We start from the raw sequence: 23,323 nt of genomic DNA on the forward strand, positions 1-23,323 counted from the left end.
GGCGGCCGGGGGGTGGCCACGGCGGTTGCACCGTCGCCGCCCCCGGCCGTCCGGTTACCCGCCAGTCGGGGACAGGCATCGGCGTCAGGCGTCGGGGGCAGGCGTCGGCGTCAGGCGTCGGCGTCAGGCGTCGATGCGGACGATCACCACGAGCGTCCGGGGGCCGTGCACCCCTTCCACCCGCTCCAGTTCGATGTCCGAAGTGGCCGAGGGCCCGCTGATCAGGGTCGTCGGCCGCTCAGGCACCAGGCGCGCGACCGCTTCCGGGACTCCGACCTCCACCGTGGAGAGGTCGACGACGCAGACGTGCAGGTCGGGGACGAGGGAGAGCGCGCGGCGCCCCTGGTCGTCGGAGCCGTCCAGGAAGATGGTGCCGGTCTCCGCGCAGCTGACGGCGGATGCGGTCACGACGCCGTCGAGCTCGCCGAGCGTGGGCGCCGGGATGTCGGCGGAGTCCCGTTGGACATCCCCGTCCCATGCCGCCAGCCACGCGGCGTCGAGGCCGGCCGGCGCGCCGATCCGGCGGGTGCCCCGCTCCCGCAGCACTTCTGCGATCACCTCTGCGGTCCGGCCCGAGGTGCAGGGGTGGACCTGTGCCTTGTAGTCGAGCAGCCGGTCGGTGAGGAGGCCGAGGCGTTCGGCGTCGGGCAGGGTGCGCCCGGTGCGGTAGTCGCGCGGGACGACGACCGGACGGGCCGGGGCGAGGGCCAGGGCGTCGCGCACCCGGCCGAGGACGGTGTCGCGTGCGGTCGTCACTTCTCTTCCCCCGTCGGGTCGTTCGGGCGGTCGGTGGCAGCGCCCGTGGCGGCGCCCTCGTCGGCCGCCGCCTTCATGGTGGCGATGCCTTCGGCAGAGGCCAGCCAGGAGCGGAACGTCTGCTTCGGCGGGGCCGGGGTGTCCCGGCTGTCGCTCCAGCCGTCGAAGGGCGCGGGCACGCGTCCGATGGTGCCGTCCTTGCCGGCGACGACCCGTCCGAGACCGGCTGCCTTCTGGGCCGCCGTGAACAGTCTCGGGCTCCGCATCACCGCTGCGGCGGCCTTCATGGCGAGCTTCTCCGCCGTCGTACCGGCCTGTTCGGTGTTCTGGTGCCGGAGTTCGACCAGGAGCGACGGGATGTCGATCTTGACCGGGCAGGCGTCGAAGCAGGCGCCGCAGAGGCTGGAGGCGTACGGCAGCGAGCTGTTGGGATCGTCCTTCGCCGCGTGCATCCCGGCGAGCTGCGGAGTGAGGACCGCGCCGATGGGGCCGGGGTAGGTCGATCCGTAGGCGTGTCCGCCGGCGCGTTCGTAGACCGGGCAGACGTTGAGGCAGGCGGAGCAGCGGATGCAGTTGAGGGCCTCGCGTCCGATTCTGTCGGCGAGCGCGGCGGTCCGGCCGTTGTCGAGCAGCACCAGGTGGAACGTCTGCGGGCCGTCGCCGGGGGTCACCCCGGTCCACAGGGAGGTGTAGGGGTTCATCCGCTCGCCGGTGGAGGAGCGCGGCAGGAGCTGGAGGAAGACCTCGAGGTCCGCGTAGCGCGGCAGCACCTTCTCGATGCCCATCACGGTGATCAGGGTGTCGGGCAGGGTGAGGCACATCCGGCCGTTGCCCTCGGACTCCACGACGGAGAGGGTGCCGGTTTCGGCGATGCCGAAGTTGGCGCCGGAGACCGCGACCCTGGTCGTCATGAACTTCTCGCGCAGATAGGCGCGCGCTGCGGCGGCGAGGTGAGCGGGCACGTTGTCCAGGTCCGGGTCGACGCCGGGGATCTCCTTGAGGAAGATCTCCCGGATCTCGTCGCGGTTGCGGTGGATCGCGGGGACCAGGATGTGCGAGGGCTTGTCGTGCGCGAGCTGCACGATGAGCTCGGCGAGGTCGGTCTCGTACGGCGTGATGCCGACCGACTCCAGGTGTTCGTTGAGGCCGATCTCCTGGGTGGCCATCGACTTGACCTTGATGACGTCGCTGCTGCCGGTCGCCCTGATCAGGCGGGTGACGATCTCGTTGGCCTCGGCGCCGTCGCGCGCCCAGTGGACCGTACCGCCGTGCTCGGTGACCCTCGCCTCCAGTTGCTCCAGGAGTTCGGGCAGCCGGTTCATGGTGTCGGTCTTGATCGCCGCTCCGGCGTCGCGCAGCCGCTCCCAGTCGGGGAGCTCGCCGGTGACGTGGAGACGCTTGGTGCGGATGGTGCGGGTGGCCTTGCCGAGATTGCGGCGGAGTTGCTCGTTGCGCAGCTCGTCGTGGGCGGCGGCGGGGAATTTCCGTTCGCCGCGCAGGTTGCCCGTTCCGTACGGGGAGCGGGGCGGGGCGGCGGGCATGCCGAGGAAGGTGCTCATACGGCTGCGGCCTCCGTCATGGCGTGCGGGGCGGTACGGGTCGCGGCGAGGATCTGCGCCAGGTGCAGGGTGCTGGTGCCCGATTTGATGCGGTGGAGGCCACCGCCGATGTGCATCAGGCAGGAGGAGTCGCCCGCGGTGCACACGTCGGCGCCGGTGGAACCGATGTGGCGCATCTTGTCCTGGAGCATCGCGGAGGACGTCTCGGCGTTCTTCACCGCGAAGGTGCCGCCGAAACCGCAGCAGGAGTCGGCCTCGGGCAACTCCACGAGGTCGATGGAGTCGACGGCGCGCAGCAGCCGCAGCGGCTTCTCGCCGACACGGAGCATCCGCAGCGAGTGGCAGGTGGGGTGGTAGGTGACGCGGTGCGGGAAGTACGCGCCGACGTCGGTGGCGTCGAGGACGTCGACGAGGAACTCCGACAACTCGTAGGTCTTCGCCTCGACCGTGGCGACCCCGGCGCGCAGCGCGGCGTCACCGTAGCGTTCGGCGACGATGCGGTGCTGGTGGCGGACCGATCCGGCGCAGGAACCGGAGGGCATGACGACCGCCTCGATCGACGCGTCGCCGAACTGGTCGGCGAAGTTGCGCACCAGCGGGACTGGTTCGCGCTGGTAGCCGGTGTTGACGTGCATCTGGCCGCAGCAGGTCTGTCCCGGCGGGAACACCACCTCGTGGCCCAGGCGGGCGAGCAGCACCGCGGTCGATTTCACCGCCTCGGGAAAGAGCGTGTCTCCCAGACAGGTGGCGAAGAGCCCGACGCGCATGGAGCCTCCTCGATCGTTCTCCTACGTCCTTTGTATGGTCGGACCATACTACTGGCACGCCTCCGAGTGAAGAGGCACGGGCCGCGCGTCCCTTCCGGGGCGCTCCCGCTACTTGTCGTCGACCAGCGTGCCGTGCAGGCTGCGGATGTGGCGTTCGACCAGGTCGGCCGCCTCCGCGCCCCGTCCGGCGCGTACCAGCCGGAGCAGTTCGGTGTGTTCGGCGTTGAGCGCGGCAGCGGTGGCGGGCCAGTCCTCGGCCTCTTCGAGCGCCCGCAGGATCAGCGGCCGTACGGACTCGCGTACGGCCGAAGTGAGGGTGGAGGTCAACGCGTTGCCGGAGCAGCGGGCGATCTGCACGTGGAAGCGGGTGTCCAGGTCGTTGAAGGCGGTGACGCCGATGCCCGGGGCCGTCATGTCCGCGACCAGGGACGCGGCCTCGTCGAGGTCTTCGTCCCGGGCGTGGGTGACGGCGGCCTCGAATCCGGACCGCTCCAGGACGACCCGGGCTTCCATGACGTCCTCCAGGCTGTAGCTGCCCAGGGCGAAGTGCAGCCGCAGCAGCCGCCCGAGCGCGTCGTCCGGGTTGCGTACGATCCGCGCCCCCGAGTCGGGCCCCCGGCCCGGCTGGGCCACCAGGACACCGATGGTCTCCAGCACCCGCAGCGCCTCGCGCAGGGCGGACCTGCTGACGCCGAGGACCGGAGCGAGCTCCCGCTCGGGCGGAAGGCGGTCGCCCGCCTTGAGCTCGCCGGCGAAGACCCGCTCCTCGATGCTCCGCAGCACGAGTTCATGGGTACGGGACTGCCGCACGGGTTCCCACTCGACGGGCATCGGCCACTCCCTGCCTGGGCCGGTCGCACCGGCGGTCCGCGCCTTCCGGGGCCTGCCGGCTGTCGTCGTACGGGCCCCCGGGTCACTCTCTCCCGCCTATGCTCACACACCCTGTGGTCGGACCAAAGACCGGGTGACCGGTGACGCCCGGTGCTCCTCTCCGTAGCGCTGAAGAGTTTCGTCCACGACGCCGGTCCTGGCTGGGCCGAGACGCGCGGGGGCGGTTCGCATCGCGCTGAGAGAGAGAACACCAGCCGTTTCATGTGATTCTCACTCAGTCCGCATACGGTACGGCTGTGAACCAGACGAGCCCGCCCGGCTGGCATCCAGACCCCGGGTATACAGGAATAGGCCCCGCGCAGGAGCGCTGGTGGGACGGCACTCAGTGGACCGACCAGCTCCGCGTGGCACCCGCCGCCGTCCGTAGCCGCCGCATCCGCACAGGCGCCGGCATCACCGTCGGCGTGGTGATCCTCGCCGCCGTCGCTGGTGGCGGGTACGCGCTGGGGCACGACGACGGCAAGCATTCCGCCACGCCTGCGGCCGCGCGCTCCGGAGCCCCGCCGTCCGGCGGCGACGGCCGCCAGGGCGCACCCGGCGGCAGCGGCGAGAGCGGCGGCGGCTTCGGCGGTCGGAGCGGCGGCGGCGAAGACGGCAGCGACGGTGGAAGCGGCCAGAACGGCGGCGACGGCAGCGGTGGCCAGGACCAGGCGCCCGAGTCGCAGATTCCGTCCGAGGACGGCTATGCGACCGATGTCGCCAGCGGCATCAGCCTGCCGGTGCCGGACGGCTGGACCGGCGAGTCCGGGGCTGTCGGCGCGGGCCTGACGACCGGCGAGTACGCCTGCCCCGGCGACTCCCGTCAGAAGTGTGTGCGCGGAGGGGTGTTCTCCGCGCCCGCGGCGGCGCTGAAGAACACGGAGAAGACTGCCGAGGCGGCCGCGAAGAAGGACATCTCGGCCAACGCGGAGGAGTCCTACGGCGCGAAGATCTACGAGGGGATCACCTCCCACCAGGAGCTGAAGTCCGAGGCCGTCACCGTGGCGGGCCAGAAGGGCTACCTCGTGCGCTGGAAGGTGGTCACGAAGAAGGGCGACGACGGGTACGTCGAATCCCTCGCCTTCCCCTCCCCCCACAGCAAGGACCTGCTGGTGGTCATCCGGTCCGGGTTCGACATCAACGACCGGGCGCCGAAGCTCTCCGTGCTGGACACCATCACCAAGGGCATCAAGGCCGCGTCGGTGAGCGGCTCGGGTACCGGGCAGACCGCGTAGGGCGACTGGGACACCACCTGACGCTCGGGCGGCGGTGTCCGGTGGATCATCACCGGACACCGCCGGGCGTACCCCGCCCCCTGCCCGGACCCGGGACATGGTTACGGTGCGGGTGCCCCGACCCGCCGACCTCAGGATCACCATGCACACCCGACGCGACGCGCGCCCGCCCGCCGGCCACCCCGACATCCGGCTCATCGTCACGGACATGGACGGCACGCTGCTCGACGCAGACGGCAACGTACCGCTGGGCCTGTGGCCCCTGCTGGACGAACTGCGCCGCCGCGGCATCGTCTTCAGCCCGGCCAGTGGCCGCCAGTACGCCACACTGGCACACCTGTTCGAGGGCGTCGACGCGGGCATGGTCTACATCGCGGAGAACGGCGCCCTCGTCGTCCGCGACGGAGTGGAGCTGTCCTCCGACCCGCTCGACCCCGCGGTCTCCGCCCGGCTGGTCACCCGCGTCAGGCAGCTGGTGCGGGAGGGCCGGGACATCGGCGTGGTGGTCTGCGGAAAGCGCTCCGCGTACACCGAACGCGGCGACGCGGCGTTCCTCTCCGAGGTCCTCACGTACTACCGGGCGCACCGCCTCGTGGACGACGCCACCGCCGTCGACGACGAGATCATCAAGGTCGCCGTCCTCGACTTCGGCGGGGCCGAACGTTCCGCCCCCGCCCTGGCGGACTTCTCCGGAACCCATCAGGTGGTCGTATCGGGCGAGCACTGGATCGACGTCATGAACCGCACCGCCGACAAGGGAGCGGCGGTGCGCCGCCTCCAGCACGACATGGGCATCGGACCGGAGCAGACCATGGTGTTCGGGGACTACCTCAACGATCTGGAGATGCTGGACACCGCCGACTGGTCCTTCGCCATGGCCAACGCCCACCCCGACGTCCTGCGCCGCGCCCGCCACACGGCCCCGGCCCACACCGACGACGGCGTCCTGCGCACCATCAAGGACCTCCTCGGGATCTGACGGTCCCACCGATGACGGGCGCCCGTCCGCGGCGGAGGCCGGGGATGCATCACGCTCCCCGTCCCGCCGGGTGCCGCCGCCGGTGGCTCTGCTGCCGTCAGCCCTGTCGGGCCTGCGCCACTTCGCCGCGCCCGTAGATCCGATGGTGCCGCTTGGCGGCCCGGAGGAACAGCACGGTGGGCACGGCGCAGACCAGGACGGCGAAGATGCCGGCCTCCGGGCCGAAGCTCCCGCCGGTCAGGATCTGGGGGCCGTCCACGGTGGCGTGCAGCAGGCCGCCGGTCCCGGTCCCCGAGCCCGAGACGGCGGTACCGAAGATGCCCTGCTCCGCCATGTTCCAGCCGAGGTGCATGCCGATCACCGGCCACAGCGAGCGGGTGGCGGCGTAGACCGCGCCGAACATCAGGCCGGCCTCGACGGCGATGGCCAGCGCGCCCCAGACCGTGGCGTCCTTGTTGACCAGGTGCAGGCACCCGAAGACGAGGCCCGAAACGACCACCGCCCCGTACGTCCCGGTCTTCTCCTCCAGAATACGGAACAGCGCGCCGCGGAAGGCGAGTTCCTCGGTCACCGCGACGCAGCTCATCAGCCCCAGGGTGGACAGCGCGCCGCCGATCGAACCCCAGCCGTGGACGTGGTAGCCGCCGGACATCGCGATCGCCGCGATGGTGACGGCGAAGAGGCCCAGCCCGAGCAGGGCCCCCCGGCCGAGTTCCGGCCGCGCCCGGGCGAGCGTGAGCTCCTGCGGCCTGCGTCCCTCCAGGTAGCGCACCAGTCCGACGTACGCGGCCAGGGCCAGCCCGCCCGTCGTCACCCCGGCGATCAGAGCGGTCAATGCCGTACCACCGACAGCGGTGTTGACCGTGGTGGTGAGCGCCTCCACGGCCAGCATCGCCACGAACATCACCGGCAGGCGCACCCACGCGGAGGCCGCCCACCGCGCGGCGCGTCCGGTGTTCCCTTCCGCCGCCGCGGTCGGACGGGCGTGGCCGTCGGCCGCCTGCGGCGCTGACCGGGGGTTGTTGAACAGCATGGCTTCCTCCTCAAGGACCCGCCGGCAGCGGGTGGTCCGAGCTCTCGATGCCGAAAAGCTACGGGCCACGGTCCTCACGGATCGTCACCACGGGGTGGACACTTGCCCATGCGCCGGTCCCCCGAGCGAGCTACCGGGCCCTCCCCACCCGGGGGATGCCGCTCCCGTCACCAGGCGGTACGTTCGCCTGACGAGGCCGTCCGGCGCCCGCGCGCCACGCAGGGACCGGACGACCCCGCCGCACGCGCGGGACGCGGGACGGCCGGTGAAGTCGGCCCGTTCCACGTTCCGTTGGGCGCCGGTCCGGTGAATCCGGCGCCGGACATACCGGATCATGGACGGTGTATGGAAGACCAAGCAGCTCGTGACCGCATGGGTGCGGCGCCCCCTGCGCCGGGCGTGATCGCCCCCCGTGGGTACCCTCGCGCCGACGCTCTCGCCCGGATCCGCCGACTGGCGCGGTGGTGGGGATCGCGCCCCGCCACCACCAGGGACCGCGAGTCCGCTCTCGTCTTCACCGTACTGTCGTTCGCGGCGCCGCTGTCGGGGATCGGTGGGCAGTTCGGTGATCTCCCCACCCACCAGGCATCTGTCGCAAGTGTGCTGTTGACCCTGGGGCAGACCCTCCCGCTCGCCGTGCGCACCCAGTGGCCGGCCGTCTGCCTCGCGGTGGCGGGAACCTCGTTCGCGGTCCACGAGTCCCTCGGTTGCCCGCCGACCTTCGGCAGCGTGGGGCTGTACGTCGCGCTCTACTCGGCGGGCGCCCATCAGGGTCACCTGCGCCGGTCCGTCGCGTCGGCGGCCACGGTCGGGTACGCGGTCTTCTGCGTCGTCCTGCACGCGCTGGGATCGCCCGACGACCTGGGCGACTTCCTGCTCTACTATGCGGTCCTGGCGGTGATGTGGGGCCTGGGCGTCCTGGTCCGCGAGCGGCGGGAGCACGAGGCCGAGCGCCGGCGGCTCTCCGCGCAGGCGATCATCGCCGAGGAACGCAGACGTCTGGCAAAGGAATTGCATGATGTGGTGACCCACCACGTGACCGCCATGGTCGTCCAGGCCGGCGCGGCGAAGTACCTCACCGAGACGCCTGAGCGTCTCGACGAAGCTCTCGACTCCATCAGCGGCACCGGCCGTCGCGCACTCGCCGAACTGCGCTTCCTGCTCGGCGTGCTGGAGGCGACCGGAGAGTCGGGGCCACGGGACCGGACACGTGACCGGACACCGATGCCGGGCCGGGTGCCCGACCTGGTGGAGCAGATACGCGCGGGTGGCCAGCCGGTCGAGCTGGCCGAGGAGGGAGAACAACCGGACATGACCGTGGCAGCGCGGCTCACGGCCTACCGCGTCGTGCAGGAATCCCTGACGAACGCCGTGAAGCACGCCGCGGGCCGGCGGACGCGAGTACGGCTGGCGCACCGACCCGGCTGGACCGACGTCGAGGTGACCACCGCGGCCGACAGTGCCCCCGTCGCCGCCTCGCGGGGTGGCGGCCCGCACGCTTCGGGTGGCCGCGGCCTGGCCGGGCTGCGGGAGCGGGTGGAGATGCTGGGTGGCGAGTTCACGGCAGGCCCCGCCCCGGACGGCGGGTTCCGGGTGTCCGCGCGTATCCCGGTGGGAGGTGTCGCATGAGTGCGGAGCCCACGGCCATCAGGCTGCTGGTCTGTGACGACCAGGCTCTCGTGCGCGCCGGCTTCGTCACGATCTTCTCCGCTCAGCCCGACATGGAGGTCGTGGGGGAGGCCGCGGACGGGCGGGCGGCGATCCGCCGGGCGGAGGAATTGAGACCTGACGTCGTCGTCATGGACATCCGCATGCCGCTGCTCGACGGCATCGAGGCCACCCGCCGCCTCGCGGGCCCCGACGCCCTCAACCCGGCGAAGATCCTGATCGTCACGACGTTCAACGTCGACGAGTACGTGTACGAGGCCCTGCGCGCCGGTGCCAGCGGCTTCCTGCTGAAAGACGCGGCACCGCCGGAACTGATCAACGCCGTACGTACCGTCGCCCGCGGCGAGTCCCTCCTCTCCCCGGTCGTCACCCGCACCCTGATCGGCCGCTTCGCCGAACGGCTGCGCCCGGTCGGCGCCCCCGCGTCCCCCGAGCGCGACCGTCTCGAAACGCTCACCCCGCGCGAACGCGAGGTCCTCCTCCTCATCAGCGAGGGGCTGTCGAACGCCGAGATAGCGGCTGAGCTGGTCCTCAGCCCCGAAACCGTGAAGACGTACGTCTCCCGCATCCTCACCAAACTGGATCTGCGCGACCGCGTCCAGGCGGTGGTGCTGGCGTACCGCGCGGGCCTGGCGGGGGGCGACCGGTCCTGACACCCGGGTGGTCCTGGTCAGGGACACCGCCGCGGAGAGGAGAGCCCCGGCCCGCCGACGCGGTGCCCAGCCAGGAACCGGCCCGAGGCCCCAGTTGACCAGAGGCCCGACGCCCGTGGCTGAGCGACGAGCGGAAACAAGCCGGTCGAACGTCCGGCCCCGTCGAGGCGGACGAGGCCGCTCCCCGATCGATGACCTCGTCCGACACGACGGGACCTCCTCCGCCCGAGAATCGCGTATGCGCCCTCAGGGGGCGGGGTATCGGGGCGGGTCCGCACCGGAAGTCGCGAGGTGGGACCGGCCTGCCCCGCGCCCGTCGCCGGAAAGTCAGTCGGCGTGCATGCTCTGGGCCATCCGTACCAGCTCGTCGCCCTCCGCCGCGTCGATCTCGACCTCCAGAACCGTGCAGACGCGGGCCACGAGGTAGTAGAAGCCCGCGAGGACGAGGGTCTCGACGATCTGTTCCTCGGTGTAGTGAGCACTGACGGCCGCGTAACGGGCGTCGTCCACGACGGGCGAGGCGGCCGCGGCGGCGGCGAAGGCGACGAGTGCCTGCTGGGCCGGGGTAAAGACGTCGGCGTCGTGCCGTTTGGCGCGCAGGGCCGTGCGCTGCTCGTCCGTGACGCCCACGGCCCGTGAGATGGGGACGTGCTGCGCCCACTCGTACTCGGCCTCGTACACGGTGCCGTAGGTGAGGATGAGGAGTTCGCGGTCCATCGCGCTGAGACTGGCGTCGGCGAAGAGCGCGGCACCGAGCCGGGCGATCTGCGTGACCGACCGGGGTGCGTGGCCGAGTATCCGGTACAGGTTGATGATGCGCCCCTGGCTGAGCGAGCGCAGGGCTTCGGGCAGCGCCTCGGTGTCGAGGCAGGGGATGCGGGACATGGGGTCTCTCCTGGGGACGGGTCGGCACAAGGGGCAAGGTGGAAAAGGAAGGTCAGGAGCCCTGGTCGTCCAGCCAGCGGGGCTGTGACGAGCCGCGGGGGACCAGCAGCGGGCCGCGCCAGGCCGGCGGGGTCTCGCTCAGGGTCACGGGCGGGGCCACGAGGGAGAGTTCGCCGAGCGGGGTCGCCGACCGGACGAGGCGCTCTGGTTGGACCAACGGAGTTGCGGGCAGCAATCGTTCAACCTGCTCGTGCGTGAACGTTCCTAATTGATAGGCCCAGTTGGCGACACCGGCGAGGGAGACCCGGACCTGGTAGCTGCCGCCCTCGTGGGCGCGGCGCAGGATCGCGCTCATGACGCCGGCGGCGACGAGATACGCGGCCAGGTAGTCGTTGAGCATTCGGCCGGGCGGCAACTGCGGGCGCCCGTCCTTCCGTTCGCTCCAGTTGACGCCGGTCAGCGCCTGGGCGTGCTGATCGAAGCCGCCCCGGTCCTGCCAGGGGCCGCTGTGGCCGTAGGCGCGCACGGAGACATGGATGATGCCGGGCGAGATCTCGGCGCACTCCTCGGGAGTGAGCCCGAGCCGGGACATCTTGCCGACCCGGTGGTTGTGCACGAACACATCAGCGGTACGCAGCAGCTCTTCGAAGGCCCGCCGGCCGTCGCTGCCGGAGTCCAGGGCGAGCCGGGCCGATCGCAGGCCGACACCGGTCTCGTTCCAGCACAGGTCGTGGTCGAAGGCGTTCGGCTCGCACACATGCAGCACGTCGGCGCCCTGCTCGGCGAGGACCCGGCCGGCCGCGGTCCCCGCGAAGACATGGGTGAACTGCAAGGAGCGCAGACCGGACAGCGGCTGGGCGCCGGCCGGCAGCGGACGCGGCGGGGCGTCGCCCACCCGCTCGACGGCCACGAGGGGTTCGTCCAGCACGGCCCGGCCCTGCGGGTGCGCGAGGAACTCCTCCCGGCTGCGGACGATCGCGAGGGGGACACCTCGGACGGCCGCCTCCTCCTCCAGTTCCCAGGAGATCCGCTTCGCGACGGCCGCGCCGATGTGCTCGCGGGTGTGCGCCGTGCCGAGCAGGTCGAGGAAGGCGTCGCGGGTGCTCGGATAGCAGGCGATCGGGATGGCCCAGCGGTCGTCGGCGGTGCGGTACAGGTCCCACAGCGCGGGGGCGAGCCCGCCGCCGAGCCCGAGCACGCTGCCCATGTTGGAGCCGTAGCCGTTCAGCGTGTTACCGCCGCCGAGATACGGCGTGAGCTGGTGCAACGCCTGCCCGAGATCCAGCCCGAGGCGCTGCGGGCGCCCCGTCGCGCTCTGCCAGATCTGTGCCGCGCCGACGGCCGCGGACAACAGGGCTATGCCCATGGCCGAGCCCAGCCGGATGGTCGACGGCACGAGCGGATCCTGTCCGCGCACGACGAGCTCGCTGACCGCACCGTCGCGCGACAGACCGAGCGTCTTCAGCGTCCTGTCTAATTCACCGATCAGATCGAATTCGTTTTCTTCCATGTCCGGAAACATAACACCGACAAGGTGGCGCCAAACCAGTCGAACGCTATTTTTGCAAGGGGTGCGGGACGGCGCCGATGAAAGCCGAACCGCCATCAGGCGGCTATCAGTTCGCTATCAGGAAGGGCTGGTTCGGTTGCCCTGAAGCAGTCGATTCGCAGAGAGGTGGTGACGTGGATGTCGCATGATTTTCCCGCCGTGGAGGAGCTCAATCACCTGCCGGAGCACGAGCGTCGGGAACTCATCGAGAACCTGGTGGTAGATGAGTTCAGGAGCGCCCTTTTCATGACTGAATACGAGGAGTTCGCCCTGGACGTCGGCTTCTTCGACCTGGGGATCAGCTCGTTGCGGTTGAGCGAGGTGAAGCTTTCCCTGGAGCGGAAGCTGGGGCGGGAGATTTCGACGGCCGCCCTTTTCGGCCACCCGACCGCCGGTCAGTTGATCGACCATCTTTGTGCGTGATCTTTTTCCTGACCGGAGGGAATAAATGTCGGACGCATCGAATCCCGTGGCGGCCGAACTGGCCGCCGCACTCGCCGAACTGCGACGCAAGGAGGAATCGCTCGCCGCCCTGGAACGCGAGAAATACGAACCCATTGCCATCGTGGGTATGGGTCTGCGTATCCCGGGCGGGAACAACGACGTCGACACATTCGCCGAGTTCCTGCGCGAGGGACGTTCCGGCATCGGACCGCTGCCCGCCGGTGAGCGCCGCCAGATGGCCCCCGGCGACGGCGGTGAGGGAGAGGACGGCGACCGGCCGCGCGGCGGCTTCGTGCCTGATGTCGACCGCTTCGACGCCGCCTTCTTCTCGATCTCCCCCAAGGAGGCCCCCTACATCGACCCCCAGCAGCGGTTGGCCCTCCAGACCGCCTGGGAGGCGCTGGAGCACGCGGGCATCGACCCCACCTCGCTGCGGCACGGTGACACCGGCGTGTTCATGGGCGTCACCACCCTCGACTACATCTTCGAGTCCACCGATCTCGCCCCCGCCGATCTCGACGGCTACCTCGCGCCCGGACTGAGCCACAGCGCCGTCTCGGGCCGGATGTCGTTCTTCCTCGGGCTGCGCGGTCCGTGCATGACCGTCGATACCACCTGCTCCTCGTCGCTGACCGCCACCCACCTCGCCGTACAGGCTTTGCGCGGCGGCGAGTGCGGGATCGCGCTGAGCGGCGGCGTCAACGTCATCCACAACGCGCAGAACCACACCATCCTGAAACTGGGCGGGGTGCTCTCCGCCGACGGGCAGTGCAAGACGTTCGACGAGCGGGCCGACGGCTACGCCCGCGCCGAGGGCTGCGGGGTGCTGGTACTCAAGCGGCTGTCCGACGCGCTGCGGGACGGCGACACCGTGCACGCCGTGATCCGGGGCTCCGCGGTCGGCCAGGACGGTGAGAGCGCGGGCCTGGTGGCCCCCAACGGCACCGCCCAGGAACAGGTCATGCGCTCCGCCCTGGCCCGGTGCAGGCTCACGCCCGGCGACATCCACTACGTCGAGGCCCACGGCACCGGCACAGCGCTCGGCGACCCCACCGAGATGGACGCGATCAGCGATGTGTTCGCCGAGTCGCACACCCGCGAACGGCCTGTGACAGTGGGCTCGTTGAAGACCAACATCGGCCACATGGAGGGCGCGGCCGGTGCCGGCTCGCTCATCAAGGCGGTACTCCAGCTGCGGGAGCGGACGGTCTTCCCGCATCTGAACTTCGTCACCCCCTCCCGGCGCATCGCCTGGGACCAGGCCCCCGTCACCGTGCCGACCGAGTGCCGCCCCTGGCCCGGCACCGGCCCCGGGCGCGCGATGGTCAACGGGTTCGGCGTGACCGGCACGATCGCCTCCGTCGTCCTGGAGGAGGCACCGGCCGTGCCCGCCGAGGAAGCGGATGCCGAAGCACGCCCGAGCGCCGTGCTCACACTGTCCGCCAAGAGCCGCGCCGCGCTGCACCGGCTCGCCGAACGCTATCTCGACCACCTGGACCGCCACCCCGACATCCCGCTCGCGGACCTGTGCCGTACCTCCAACATCGGGCGCGCGCACTTCCGTTACCGGATCGCCGAGGTGGTGGGCGACCGGGAGGACGCCGTACGGGCCCTGGGCAGGCGGGTCACGTCCCTGGCGGGGGCCGGCGCCCACGGCGGCGGCTCGGCGAGTGCCCCGAAGGTGGCCTTCCTCTTCTCCGGCACCGGCACCCAGTACCCCGGCATGGGCACCGCGCTCTACCGGCAGTACCCGGCCTTCCGCGCCGCGCTGGACGAGTGCGACGCCATCCTGAGCCCGCTGCTCGGCCTCCCGCTCGGCGAGTTGATCCGCGGCGAGTGCGAGGCACCCGAGCGCATCCACGAACCCCGTTACCTCCAGCCCGCGTTGTTCAGCCTCGAGTACGCGATGGCCAGGCTCTGGCTGTCCTGGGGCGTGCGGCCATCGGTGCTGATGGGCCACAGCCTGGGTGAGTTCGCCGCCGCCGCGGTGGCCGGACTGTTCTCGCTGGAGGACGGCGCCCGTCTGGTGGCCGCCCGCGGCCGACTGAGCGAGGCGCTGCGCACCAAGGGCGGGATGGCCGCGGTCGGTGCGCCCGCCGCCGAGATCGCCCCGCTGATCGAGGACTACCCGGACCTGACGATCGGTGCCGTCAACGGCCCCGGCCAGTGCCTGCTCACCGGCGGCAACGACGCGCTCGCCGACGCGGGCCGGCGGCTGGCCGAACGCGGCGTGAAGTACACCCCGTTGAAGGGCGCCGTGCCCTACCACTCGCCACTGATGGCGGAGATCGTCGACGCGTTCCGCGAGGTCCTCGCCGGTATCGAGTTCCGCACCCCCCGCATGGCCCTGGTGTCCAATGTGACCGGGCGCGTGGCCCGCGGACGGCAGATGGCGGACCCCGAGTACTGGATCAGTCACCTGCTCGAACCGGTGCAGTTCGAGGCCGGTGTCCAGGCGGTGGACCAGCGCGGGCGGCACGTCTTCGTCGAGCTCGGCCCTTCCGGCGCGCTCACCGCGCTGGCCAGGACCTCGGCCGGTGATTCCGACCACGTCTGGCTGAGCAGCACCTTCCGCGACGACCGCGACGGCGACATGGTCCGCCGGTCCCTGGCCAAGGCGTACGAGGCGGGTGTACCGGTCTCCTGGCCCGGCTATCACGAGGGCGCCCCGCAGCACCGGATCCCCCTGCCGTCCTACCCCTTCGACGGCAAGCGGTACTGGCTGCCCACCGCGCAGCGCAGGGCCGCCGAGGCCGCCTGGCAGGCGGAACGGACCGGCGAGGACCGACAGGGCGTGAACGACGGCCTGTTCTACGAGCAGCACTGGGTCCCCCAGCCCCTGCCGGACACCCGCCGCGACGGACGCCGCGTCCTCGTCACCGGGGACACGGACCGGCTGCCACGCGCCCTCGCCGAGGCGGCCGCCGCGCGGGGCGTCACCCTCGATGTCGTACCCGGCCCCGCGGCCCTCGCCAAGGCACTGGAGGGCGAGCCGCCCACCGATGTGTGCTGGCTGTGGCGCGCCCACACCGGCGAGGAGACGGGAGCGGCGCGGCTGCGCGCCGAGTCCGAGGCCAACTACCGTGACCTGCTCGCCCTGTTGGACACGTTGGGCCACTCGAACTTCGGCCTGGGACAGCGGCTGTGGCTGGTCACCGAGGGCGCGCAGCACCTGCCCGGCGACAAGAACGCCGAACCGGCGGCCGCGGCCACCCTGTGGGGCTTCGGCCGCGCCCTGGGCGCGGAGTTCCCCGGTTACCGGGTGACCCTGCTGGACCTGGCGCCCGGCAGCGACGATGCCGCCGGACTGGCCGGGGAGTGGTCGGCCGCCGGGGAGAGTGAACTGGAGATCGTCCACCGGGCCGGCGGCCGCCGGGTACGACGGCTGCGTACGGCCGACCCCGTGCCCACGGAATCCCGCCCCCTCACCGTCCGCCCCGACCGCACCTATGTGGTGGCCGGCGCAACCGGCATGGTCGGACGGGCCCTCGCCCGCCGCCTCGTCGCCCTCGGCGCCCGCCACTTGGCCCTGCTGAGCCGCACCGGCGGCCCCGCACCGGCCCTCGGCGACGGCGTCACGGTCCAGGTCCACGCCTGTGACCTCGGCTCCGCGCCGGACCTGACCCGCGTCCTGGCCGAACTCGTCGCCACAGCGCCCCCGGTGGGCGGTGTCGTGCACGCCGCCCAGGAGGCCCCGCGCGACCTGCCGCTCGCCCAGCAGACCTGGGAGGACCTGGATGCCGTGTTTCGGGCCAAGGTCTACGGCGCCTGGTTGCTGCACGAGGCCACCGCCGGCCTGCCCGAGCTGGACTTCTTCCTCGGCTGCTCGACGGCCGGCGCCCTGTTCGGCGCCGCCACCCAGACCGGGGCCGGGGCGGGCGCCGCCTTCCTCGACCATCTGATGGCCCAGCGCGCCGGTGCGGGCCTGCCCGCCACCGCCGTCAACTGGGGTCCGTGGGCGCCCCGCGAGCCCGGCCGGCAGCTCAGCTCCTCGCTGGTCCGCAGCTGGGAGGGCCAGGGCATCACGCTCATGGCGGAGGACGAGGCGACCGAGGCGCTGCCCGCGCTCCTGGACGCCGCGCGCCCCCAGGTCCTGATGGGCCGCTGCGACTGGAAACGTTTCGTGGCCCGCAGGGCGCCCAGCGCGCTCTTCGCCGAACTGGTCCCGGGCTCCGCGGCGGACGGGGCACCGACCGGTGTCGACGCCCTGGCCGACACCCCGGGGGCGGCCCGCTCGGCCGGGATCAACGCCATCGTGCGGGCCAGGCTCGCGGACGTCCTGCGCTTCGAGTCGGCCGACGACATCGAACCCGACGCCGAACTGGCCGCCCTCGGCATGGACTCGCTCAACGCGGTCGAGATCCGCAACTCGCTGGAGGCTGCCTTCCGGATCACGCTGCCCGCGTCGGTCACTTTCGACCGGCCCGGCGTGGACCTGCTCGGCGCATACATCGAAGAACTGCTGTCCGGTGCCGAGGCACCGGCACACGAGGCCGGAACAGGAGCACACCGATGACCACAGCCACGCGATCGCGGACCCTGGGGGAAGTGATCACCCACCAGGCCGCGCTCCGGCCCGACCAGCCGGCCGTCGTCTGCGCCGGACGGTCGCTCAGCTACCGGGAACTGGAACGGGAGAGCGCGCGAACGGCCGAGGTGCTGCGCGCCGCCGGTGTCGTACCCGGCTCCCGGGTGGGCTACCTCGGCAAGGAGGCGGTTGAGTACTGGGAGCTGGCCTTCGCCTGTGCCCGCACGGGCTCGGTCCTGGTCCCGGTCAACTGGCGGCTGACCTCGCAGGAGGTGGACCACATCCTGCGGGACTCCACCACTCAGGTGCTGCTGGTGGACGAGGAGCACCTGCCGGTGGCCGCCGAGGTTCGCGAGGGGCTGCCCACGCTGCGGACCCTGCTCTGCCTGGACGCCGACACTCCCGGCGTCGAGTCCCTGGCCGCCTGCAAGGACGCGGTGTCCGCGGGTACCGGCTCGCGGAAGTCCGGTGGCCGGGACGCGTCGGGAGACGCGGAGAGCCCCGTCGTGCAGATCTACACCAGCGGCACCAGCGGGCTGCCCAAGGGGGTCGTCCTGCCGCACCGCAGCTTCTTCAACGTCGCCGAGGCGATGGACGACAACGGCCTCGACTGGTTCGACTGGAAGCCCGGTGACCGCTGCCTGATCGGCCTGCCCGGCTTCCACATCGGCGGCCTCTCCTACGCGATGCAGGCGTTCAACGCCGGTGCCACCGTGGTGTCGTTGCCGGCCTTCGTCAGCTCCGAGGCGGTGCGGGTGATCGAGGAGGAGAAGGTCACCACCGGCATCGTGGCGCCCGCCATGCTGGAGCTGATGCTGCTCGAACCGGCCGCCGCCAGGGGTGCCCTCGGCTCGCTGCGCAAGATCGTCTACGGTGGCTCGCCGATCGGCGAGGACCTGCTCAGCCGGGCGATCGACCTCATGGACTGCGACTTCCTCCAGATCTACGGCAGCAGTGAGACCGGCAACTTCGCCGTCTGCCTGCCGCCCGCCGACCACGTCCCCGGCAGCTCGCGGCTGCGCGCGGCGGGCCGCCCCTACCCGGGGATCGAGGTGCGCATCGAGGGCCCCGAGGGCCGGGTGTTGCCCACCGGCGAGGTCGGCGAGATCTGTGTGCGCACCCCCGCCAGGATGCTCGGCTACTGGCAGCAGCCGGAGGCCACCGAGCGCACCGTGGTGGAGGGCTGGGTGCACATGGGGGACGCGGGCTGCCTCGACGAGGACGGCTACCTCTACGTCCGCGACCGCGTCAACGACATGATCATCGTGGCGGGCGAGAACGTCTACCCGAAGGAGATCGAGGACGCCCTCGCCCAGCACCCCGCCGTGTCCGGTGCCGCCGTGGTGGGCCTGCCGCACGAGCGCTGGGGCGAGTCCGTGCACGCCCGGGTGGTCCTGGAGCCCGGCCGGCAGGCGGGGGCCAGGGACCTGCACCTCTTCCTGCGCGGTCGGCTGGCGGACTTCAAGATGCCCACGTCGTACGACTTCGCCGACGCCCTGCCCCGCAACCCCAGCGGCAAGGTCCTGCGCCGGGTGGTCCGCGGCGAACTCGCCGCCGCGAAGAGCTGATCGACCGCGCATCGGGTACGACGCCGGCCCGTCCCCTTGATGGGGGGCGGCCGGCGTCGTGCCGGGAATCCGGAGGCCGGTCCCGGGCGTGGGGAAGATCGCCGGTCCGGCACCGGGGAGCGAGGCCGGGGGCCGGTGCTGGGTCGCGGACGGCACGGTCGGGCGCTGGGACACGGCGACCGGGGTCCATGAGCCGGTGGCGTCGGGGCATTTCTTCAGTGTCGGCACCCATGTGTCCAGCGGCGGGGAGGCTGACGGCACCGCCGGCCTGTCCACCTGCGCAGGACGGTTCGTGGAGATCGCCGGCGACGGGGCGCGGGTGTGGTCGGCGTAGGCGGACGCCCCGGTCGAGGGGCGTCCGCCCGGTGCCGTCCGGCGGGGTCAGCCGTGGAGGTGGCGGCGCAGGTAGTCGTGCCAGGTCTGTTCGAGGGCCCTGGTGAGGGCCGACCGCGGCGCGAACACGTCCCACGAGTGGAAGGCGTGCGCGTAGACATGCAGGTCGACCGGGACACCGGCGGCGATCAACCGCTGCGCGAAGTCGATGTCCTCGTCGCGGAAGACGTCGAACTGGCCGACGGCGATGAAGGTGTCCGGCAGGCCCCCGAGATCGGTGGCGCGGCCGGGCGCGGAGTACGGGTGCACGTCCGGCGCCCCCACGCGGTCGCCCAGGACGGCGGCCCAGGCGTACAGGTTCTCCTGACGGTCCCAGACACCGAGGTCGACCACTTCATGGCTGGAGCGGGTCTCGTTGCGGTCGTCGAGCATCGGGTAGTGGAGCGACAGCAGCCGCGGCGAGCGCTCACCGCGGTCGCGGACCATGAGTGCGGCGACCGTGGCGACAGCCCCGCCGCCGCTCGCGCCCGCAAGCCCGATCCGGTCCGGATCGATCCCGTGCTCGGCGGCGTGCGCGGCGAGATACGAATAGGCCAGGTAGCCGTCCTCGGCCGCGCCCGGCGCCAGGGTCTCCGGCGCCAGCCGGTAGTCGACCGAGGCCAGGACGACGTCGAGCCGCAGCGCCAGGTCCGCGCCGTACGCCCGGGCCGTGCGGTCGTGGGCGCTGCCGAGCACCTGGCCGCCGGCGTGGAAGTGGACCAGGGCCGGCCGGGCGCGGTCGGCGTCGCCGGGGTGGAACATCAGCACGTCGAGCACGGTCCCGTCCGGGCGCGAGAGGCTCAGCGTCTCGGTCTTGACGCGGGGGTCCGGGTCGGGCGCCGGGAGCCACTCCTCGGCCGCCGCCACCCGCTCGCGGCACGCGGGAATGTCGGAAAGGTCCAGCAGGGCGCCGTTCGGGGCCTTGGGCATGGCGGCCAGCGCGGCCGCCAGCTCGGGGTCGATGTCGTAGGTCATGGTCTCTTTCCTTCCTCGGATCGGAACAAGAGGGCGTCGCCCGAAGCGCGGAACGTGACCGCGCGGGCGATGCGGGCCGGGGCGCGGCGACCATGAAAGCCCGCCCGGTGCCGAGGTGTTGTCGCCGTTCGGCCCACCGGACGCGACGCGGCCGCGGTGCCTCCAGCAGCCCCGACCGGCCCCGGCCACGAGCGGAACGAGAACCGCCTAAGGGCTGTCCCGCGATTCGTGGTGGATCAGTGCGCGGCGTCGGATGCGGGGCATCGCAAGGCGGAGGGGCGTCCGCATACTGGATATATGGGGACGTTCCCGACAACGCGGCGAGGTGCCGTAGCTGTCGTCGCGCACCCGCCAGGAATTGCGGGACAGCCCTGAAGGCCGCGCCCGGCAATGTCTGCCCCATGAGGAGCGGTGGCCGGTGCGTGTGATCGCCAGGCGGCCGGAAGTCCTGGTAGCGGAGCTACCAGGGCTTCTGGTCAACGCAGCGAGTGCGCGTGCCGACCACCGCGACGGGGCAAAGCTTGCCGGGCGCGGCACTAGCGGGTGTAGTCCCGCTGCTCGAAGACGGCGGTGCGCTCCTTGTACGCCTCGATGCTGGCGGGCCAGTTGTTGACCACGCGCCCGTCGCCCGTCTTGTACCAGCTCGCGCACCCGGCGGCGAAGGCCGTGCCCGCGAGGTCCCGCTGGAGCTCCTCGTTGTAGCGGTGCTGTACCTCGGGGTCGACGTCCAGGGTGCGGTTCCTGTCGCCGTCGAGGTGGCAGAGCGCCTTGAGGATGTAGTCGATCTGGCACTCCACCATGAACAGGATCGAATGGTGGCCCAGGTTGGTGTTCGGTCCGTAGAGCATGAACATGTTGGGGAAGCCGCTGACCGACACCCCGAGGTACGCCTCGGGGCCGTCCTTCCACGCCTCGCGCAGCGTCAGCAGGCCCCGCCCGACGATCTCGGCCCCGCCGGTGCGGTCGAGCGGCTGGAAGCCGGTGGCGTGCACGATCACATCGACGTCGTGCAGCCGCCCGTCCGCCGTCCTGATGCCCTCCGGCTCGATCCTCGTGATGGGTTCGGAGACCAGCTCGACGTTGTCGCGGGAGACCGCCGGGTAGTAGTCGTCGCTGATCAGCACCCGTTTGCAGCCGAACGCGTAGTCGGGGGTGAGCCGGTCGCGCAGGCGCTCGTCGGCGACCTGTGCGGCCAGATGCTCCATGGCCACCCGCAGGAACTCGTCCCGCACCGGGTTGCCGTCGTCGCGCAGACCGAGGGCCCAGCCGTCGCGCTCACGGTAGAGGCCCTCGCGCAGTTCGTCGTAGCGGTGCGGTTCGGCGAGCAGTTCGGCGCGCACGTCGTCGCTCAGCGCCTGGTCCTGCCGCGGCAGCAGGTAGTTGGCGGACCGCTGGAACACCCTCAGCAGCTCGGTGTCCTCCGCGATGGCGGGCACCAGCTGGACGGCGCTGGCCGCGCTGCCGATGCAGGCGACCCGCTTGCCCGTCAGATCCAGGTCCTCGGGCCAGCGCGCCGTGTGCACTTGGGGCCCGGTGAAGCGCTCCGCGCCCTCGATACCCGCCCAGGCCGGCAGATTGAGCTGTCCCCACGCGGTGATCAGCACCCGGGCCCGCAGCCGCTCGCCGCGCGCGGTGCGCAGCAGCCAGCCGCCGTTCTCGTCCGACCAGGTGGCCTGGGTGACCTCGGTGCCGCACCGGATGTGCTCCGTCAGCCCCTGGCTCTCGGCGAACCGTTCGAGGTTGTGCAGGATCTCCGGCTGCCCGGCGTAGGTACGGCTCCAGTCGGGCTGCTCACCGAAGGAGTACCAGTACAGGTGGGACTGCACGTCGCAGGCCGCGCCGGGGTACGTGTTGTCGCGCCAGGTCCCGCCGATCCTGGTGGCCTTCTCCAGCACCGCGAACGTGTGCCGACCGGCCTCCTTGAGACGGGCGGCCACGCCGAGTCCCGACATCCCGGCGCCGATGATGACGATCTCGAAGTCCTCGTCCATGATCATCCCCTTCGTAGTGCCTCTTCGCGCTTTACCCTGGACACGGCTGCTGACCGACGACTGAAGAGCGGCTGACGGACCGAAGACGGCATCAGGGGCCGACGCATGGAGGAGATGTCTGGATGACTGAGTCGAGAAATTTACTCACGGGAATCGCAATAGAAAAGCATGCGGCAAATCGACCCTCGTCGACTCAAAAATGAAAAGCGTCCGAGACTGCTGCGCCGGCGCTCCGTCCGTTTTCGTTTCGACTTTCCATGAGGGGCACGCGCGAGGAATAGTCTGGCGCGATGCGCTGACACGGAGCTGACGCGCTGCGGACTCCTCCGGGCAGATCCCGGAACGGAAACGAAGAACGAGACCGCGGCGGTTCGCCCCGGCGGTTTCCGGGCGTACCGCCGCAGCCTCGTCGCTGCCGCACCGAGTCGCTGAAGGGCTGCCCCGCAATGCGTGGTGGATCGGTGCGCGGCGTCGGATGCGGTGCGTCGCAGGGCGGAGGGGCGTCCGCACACGGGATGTATGCGGACGTTCCGACAACGCGGCGAGGTGCCGTAGCCGTCCTCGCGCACCCGCCAGGAAGTGCGGGACAGCTCTCAGGCGGGCACGGCGGCGTCCAGCGAGGGCGCCTGGTTGAGGATCTGCTGGAGTCGCTGGCGCAGCCTGGGCGAGGGCTCCATGCCCAGCTCGCTCGCCAGCCGGTGCCGCGTGCTGTTGTACGTCTCCACCGCCTCGGCCTGCCGTCCGGTCCGGTACAGGGCCAGCATGAGCATCTCGGTCAGCCGCTCCCGCCAGGGGTGGATGGTGCGCATGCACTTCAGCTTGCTGATGCTGTGCACCGGGTCCACCAGCTGTATCTCCAGCCAGAGCTTGTCCTCGACCGCGCAGAGCTGCTCCTCCTCCAGGGCCAGCGCCACGCCCTGCGACATGGGGCCCTGGGCCACGTCCTGGAAGGGTGCGCCGCGCCAGAGCGCCAGCGCCTCGTCGAGCAGGCGGAGTGCCTGTTCAGGTGCGTGCCCGGCGCAGGCACGGGCCTGGCCGGCCAGCCGCCGGAAGGTCGCCGCGTCGGTCTCCTCGTCGCCCAGTTCCAACGCGTACCCCGATGAGCGGGTGAGCAGCCGGGGTGCGCGGTCGTCCGGCCCCGCCAGCTGCTGAAGGGTCCGGCGTAACCGGTAGACGTGGGCCTGGAGCGAGTTCTCGAAGGTGGGCGGGGGGTTCTCCCCCCACAGCTCGGTGTACAGCTGCTCGGCGGCCAGCGGCCGGCCGGGGCTCACCAGCAGCGCGGCCAGCAGGGTGCGCTGCCGGTTGCCGCCGACCGTGTGCGTACGGCCGCCGGTGCGCACCTCCAGGGGACCCAGGAACGCGCAGACCGGACGCGTCGGGGAAACGTCCCGGACCGAAGACCCGGAAGGCAGCCTCCGGTCGTTGTCCGGATGGGCGTCCTCGAACCGAGAATGGATGATCACTTTTCCTCCTGCTGTGCCGTACACGGTT

18 protein-coding genes are annotated in these 23,323 nt (G+C 71.5%); 8 read left to right on the forward strand and 10 right to left on the reverse strand.

What is annotated here, in order from left to right; genetic code table 11:
* Positions 1 to 123: 123 nt before the first annotated feature.
* The 4 genes from ACFYPN_RS24570 to ACFYPN_RS24585 form a co-directional block, all read right to left on the reverse strand.
* Positions 124 to 756 carry a lactate utilization protein C gene (locus ACFYPN_RS24570; RefSeq protein ID WP_389301045.1) on the reverse strand — a complete coding sequence of 211 codons (633 nt, stop codon included), beginning with the start codon at positions 754 to 756 and terminating at the stop codon, positions 124 to 126.
* Positions 753 to 2,315 (reverse strand): lactate utilization protein B, encoded by a 1,563-nt coding sequence (locus ACFYPN_RS24575; protein WP_389301048.1) that lies wholly within the window; start codon positions 2,313 to 2,315, stop codon positions 753 to 755. The genes ACFYPN_RS24570 and ACFYPN_RS24575 overlap by 4 nt, the downstream gene beginning before the upstream one ends.
* Positions 2,312 to 3,082 carry a (Fe-S)-binding protein gene (locus ACFYPN_RS24580; protein ID WP_358762617.1) on the reverse strand — a complete coding sequence of 257 codons (771 nt, stop codon included), beginning with the start codon at positions 3,080 to 3,082 and terminating at the stop codon, positions 2,312 to 2,314. The genes ACFYPN_RS24575 and ACFYPN_RS24580 overlap by 4 nt, the downstream gene beginning before the upstream one ends.
* Positions 3,083 to 3,190: 108 nt before the next feature.
* The gene (locus ACFYPN_RS24585) at positions 3,191 to 3,913 is read right to left on the reverse strand and encodes a FadR/GntR family transcriptional regulator (RefSeq protein ID WP_389301050.1); all 723 of its coding nucleotides are present in this window, start codon (positions 3,911 to 3,913) and stop codon (positions 3,191 to 3,193) included.
* A 296-nt stretch (positions 3,914 to 4,209) separates the two neighbouring features.
* Here ACFYPN_RS24585 and ACFYPN_RS24590 point away from each other — a divergent pair, with 296 nt between their 5' ends.
* Both ACFYPN_RS24590 and ACFYPN_RS24595 read left to right on the forward strand, forming a co-directional pair.
* Positions 4,210 to 5,187, forward strand: coding sequence for a DUF2510 domain-containing protein (locus ACFYPN_RS24590; RefSeq protein ID WP_358762613.1), 978 nt, complete (start codon positions 4,210 to 4,212; stop codon positions 5,185 to 5,187).
* A 142-nt stretch (positions 5,188 to 5,329) separates the two neighbouring features.
* A complete protein-coding gene (locus ACFYPN_RS24595) occupies positions 5,330 to 6,166 on the forward strand; it encodes a Cof-type HAD-IIB family hydrolase (protein WP_358762612.1) in 837 nt (278 codons plus the stop codon).
* Positions 6,167 to 6,263: 97 nt separating this feature from the next.
* Here ACFYPN_RS24595 and ACFYPN_RS24600 read toward each other — a convergent pair whose 3' ends face one another.
* A complete protein-coding gene (locus ACFYPN_RS24600; RefSeq protein ID WP_389301054.1) occupies positions 6,264 to 7,199 on the reverse strand; it encodes a CPBP family intramembrane glutamic endopeptidase in 936 nt (311 codons plus the stop codon).
* Positions 7,200 to 7,544: 345 nt separating this feature from the next.
* On the opposite strand from ACFYPN_RS24600, the gene ACFYPN_RS24605 reads away from it, so the two are divergent.
* A complete protein-coding gene (locus ACFYPN_RS24605; RefSeq protein ID WP_389301057.1) occupies positions 7,545 to 8,828 on the forward strand; it encodes a sensor histidine kinase in 1,284 nt (427 codons plus the stop codon).
* Entirely contained in the window at positions 8,825 to 9,520 is a 696-nt protein-coding gene (locus ACFYPN_RS24610) for a response regulator (protein WP_389301060.1), read from the forward strand. The genes ACFYPN_RS24605 and ACFYPN_RS24610 overlap by 4 nt, the downstream gene beginning before the upstream one ends.
* A gap of 327 nt (positions 9,521 to 9,847) precedes the next feature.
* On the opposite strand, the gene ACFYPN_RS24615 is transcribed toward ACFYPN_RS24610, so the two are convergent.
* Both ACFYPN_RS24615 and ACFYPN_RS24620 read right to left on the reverse strand, forming a co-directional pair.
* Positions 9,848 to 10,405, reverse strand: a complete 558-nt coding sequence (locus ACFYPN_RS24615) for a carboxymuconolactone decarboxylase family protein (protein ID WP_358762608.1) — start codon at positions 10,403 to 10,405, stop codon at positions 9,848 to 9,850.
* A 52-nt stretch (positions 10,406 to 10,457) separates the two neighbouring features.
* Positions 10,458 to 11,915, reverse strand: coding sequence for a CoA transferase (locus ACFYPN_RS24620; RefSeq protein ID WP_358762607.1), 1,458 nt, complete (start codon positions 11,913 to 11,915; stop codon positions 10,458 to 10,460).
* 177 nt (positions 11,916 to 12,092) lie between these two features.
* Between ACFYPN_RS24620 and ACFYPN_RS24625 the strand changes: the two genes are divergently transcribed.
* The 4 genes from ACFYPN_RS24625 (at position 12,093) to ACFYPN_RS24640 (ending at position 18,828) form a co-directional block, all read left to right on the forward strand.
* Positions 12,093 to 12,377: an acyl carrier protein gene (locus ACFYPN_RS24625; protein WP_358762606.1), complete on the forward strand. Its 285-nt coding sequence runs from the start codon at positions 12,093 to 12,095 to the stop codon at positions 12,375 to 12,377.
* A 25-nt stretch (positions 12,378 to 12,402) separates the two neighbouring features.
* Positions 12,403 to 16,914, forward strand: a complete 4,512-nt coding sequence (locus tag ACFYPN_RS24630) for a beta-ketoacyl synthase N-terminal-like domain-containing protein (protein ID WP_389301064.1) — start codon at positions 12,403 to 12,405, stop codon at positions 16,912 to 16,914.
* On the forward strand, positions 16,911 to 18,494 hold the full coding sequence (locus ACFYPN_RS24635) for a long-chain-fatty-acid--CoA ligase (RefSeq protein WP_358762604.1): 1,584 nt from the start codon (positions 16,911 to 16,913) through the stop codon (positions 18,492 to 18,494). Before ACFYPN_RS24630 ends, ACFYPN_RS24635 begins: the two co-directional genes overlap by 4 nt.
* A gap of 88 nt (positions 18,495 to 18,582) precedes the next feature.
* Positions 18,583 to 18,828 carry a hypothetical protein gene (locus ACFYPN_RS24640; protein ID WP_358762603.1) on the forward strand — a complete coding sequence of 82 codons (246 nt, stop codon included), beginning with the start codon at positions 18,583 to 18,585 and terminating at the stop codon, positions 18,826 to 18,828.
* Positions 18,829 to 18,875: 47 nt separating this feature from the next.
* Here the strand turns inward: ACFYPN_RS24640 and ACFYPN_RS24645 are convergent, their stop codons facing one another.
* From ACFYPN_RS24645 to ACFYPN_RS24655, 3 genes are all read right to left on the reverse strand, one after another.
* Positions 18,876 to 19,841 (reverse strand): alpha/beta hydrolase, encoded by a 966-nt coding sequence (locus tag ACFYPN_RS24645; RefSeq protein WP_389301068.1) that lies wholly within the window; start codon positions 19,839 to 19,841, stop codon positions 18,876 to 18,878.
* Between the two features lie 536 nt (positions 19,842 to 20,377).
* The gene (locus tag ACFYPN_RS24650; RefSeq protein ID WP_389301070.1) at positions 20,378 to 21,832 is read right to left on the reverse strand and encodes a flavin-containing monooxygenase; all 1,455 of its coding nucleotides are present in this window, start codon (positions 21,830 to 21,832) and stop codon (positions 20,378 to 20,380) included.
* A 593-nt stretch (positions 21,833 to 22,425) separates the two neighbouring features.
* Entirely contained in the window at positions 22,426 to 23,295 is an 870-nt protein-coding gene (locus ACFYPN_RS24655; RefSeq protein WP_358762597.1) for an AfsR/SARP family transcriptional regulator, read from the reverse strand.
* Between the last annotated feature and the right edge of the window lie 28 nt (positions 23,296 to 23,323).

The sequence above is a fragment of the Streptomyces sp. NPDC005576 genome, from assembly GCF_042871745.1.
Classification (GTDB): domain Bacteria; phylum Actinomycetota; class Actinomycetes; order Streptomycetales; family Streptomycetaceae; genus Streptomyces.